This is a genomic window from Mesorhizobium sp. M7A.F.Ca.CA.001.10.2.1, from assembly GCF_003998575.1.
Classification (GTDB): Bacteria; Pseudomonadota; Alphaproteobacteria; order Rhizobiales; family Rhizobiaceae; genus Mesorhizobium.
In genome coordinates, this window is the sequence record NZ_RZQY01000956.1 from 1 (window position 1) to 1654 (window position 1654).

3 protein-coding genes are annotated in these 1654 nt (G+C 63.6%); all 3 read right to left on the reverse strand.

Annotated features, from left to right (window positions below; genetic code table 11):
- The coding region (locus tag EN964_RS33885; RefSeq protein ID WP_164776326.1) for a histone deacetylase family protein at window positions 1-814 on the reverse strand (814 nt) is incomplete at its 3' end.
- The gene (locus EN964_RS33890; protein WP_127269919.1) at window positions 811-1326 is read right to left on the reverse strand and encodes a GNAT family N-acetyltransferase; all 516 of its coding nucleotides are present in this window, start codon (window positions 1324-1326) and stop codon (window positions 811-813) included. The genes EN964_RS33885 and EN964_RS33890, both read right to left, overlap by 4 nt.
- Before the next feature lie 12 nt (window positions 1327-1338).
- Window positions 1339-1654 (reverse strand): 3-keto-5-aminohexanoate cleavage protein (locus EN964_RS33895; protein WP_164776328.1); only part of this gene is annotated, 316 nt, incomplete at its 5' end.

The following is a 1654-nucleotide window of genomic DNA, read 5'->3' on the forward strand; positions in this document are numbered from 1 at the left end:
GCGAAAAGGCACGGATGCGCTGGAACGCCACCTCGAGCGCCTCGAGAAACGCCGCGTCGTCGGATTTGCGCGGCAGCGGCAGGTTGAAATTGTAGCCGAGGCCTGGCCCTTCGCCGCGCTCGTCGGCATGGCCCCAGAAGAACGGATAGAAGCGCACGGGATCGGCATGCAGCGAGACGGTCAGCACATCCGGCCGTGCGTAGAAGATGCCTTGCGTGCCGTTGCCGTGATGCAGGTCGACATCGAGGATCGCCACCCGTGCGGCCTGCTTACGCAGAACCTGCGCCGCGACGGCCGAGTTGTTGATGAAACAGAAGCCGCCGGCGACATCGGCAAAGGCGTGGTGACCGGGCGGGCGGCATAGCGCGTAGGCGGCCGGTACGCCTGACATCACCGCCTCGGCCGCATCGACCGCGGTCCAGGCGCTCCACAGCGCGCTTTGCCAAGTCTCGCCCGAGATCGGGCAAGCGGTGTCGGCCATATGGTAGCCGGCCTGGCCGACTGCCGAGGCCGGATACGAGCCGTTGCGCGCGATCGGATGGATGTTGGGGATCACTTCGGCCGAAGCACCCTCGATGCGCTGCCAGCGCGCGTAGATATGCTCGAGGAAATCCAGATATTCGGGCGTATGCACCGCCGCGACCGGACCGAGCCCATGATTGCGAGGCCGCTCGATCGTGCAACCCGCAGATAATGCGCCGGCTAACAATCTCTCGACGCGCTCCGGCTGTTCCGGATTGGGCTGTGCCGCACCGCTTGACAGGAAGGCCTTGGGGTCGTGACGCTTTTGTTCCTCGGCATAGAAGGCTTTCATTTGTGATCCCCGTTTTCCGGCGCGTCGGCGAAGGCAAAGAAGGCCTCGCCGATGATTTTTTGGGTCTGCTCATAGCTCGACCAGGCGATGCCCAGCCTTTCGTAGAAAGTCTTGGCGCCTTCATTGTCGGTGTCGACCGACAGCCGGAGATAGACGCCGCCTTCGTTCCGGCACTGCGCCGCAACATGCCGCAACAGCCGCTCGCCGATCTTGCGGCCGCGAAACCGGTCCTCGACATAGAGGTCCTGCACATAGACGCCAGGCCGCCCCATCCAGGTCGAAAAGATCGGGAAATGCAGGCAAAGCCCGGCAAATTCCCCGCCGACTTCGGCGATCAGGGTCGAAAAGGCGGGTTTTTCGCCAAAGCCGTACGTTCTGAGATCGTCCGGCGTCGAGAAGATCTCCTCGGGCGCGCCGATATGCGTGCCGAGCTTCAGGATCGCCGCGTGGATGGTTTCGACGTCTTCGATCCGGCCGGGGCGTAAGAGGACGTCATTGGATGTTGGATTGATCACGGTCGTCTCTCAAAACGCCACCCGGTCGCCGCCCTTGAGCGCCAGCATGTCGCGCGCTTCGGTTGGCGTTGCAACCTCCAGAGACAGCCCGTCGAGAATGCCACGGATGCGGCGCACCTGGTCGGCATTGGATTTCGCCAACTGGCGGCCATCATAGAGACTGTCTTCCAGCCCGACCCGGACATTGCCGCCCATCGCCGCGGCGATCGAAATCAGCGGCATCTGCTGGCGGCCGGCGGCCAGCACCGAGAACTGGTAGCTGTCGCCGAACAATTTGTCGGCGATCCGCTTCATATGGACGAGGTTCTCCGGGTCGGCGCCGATG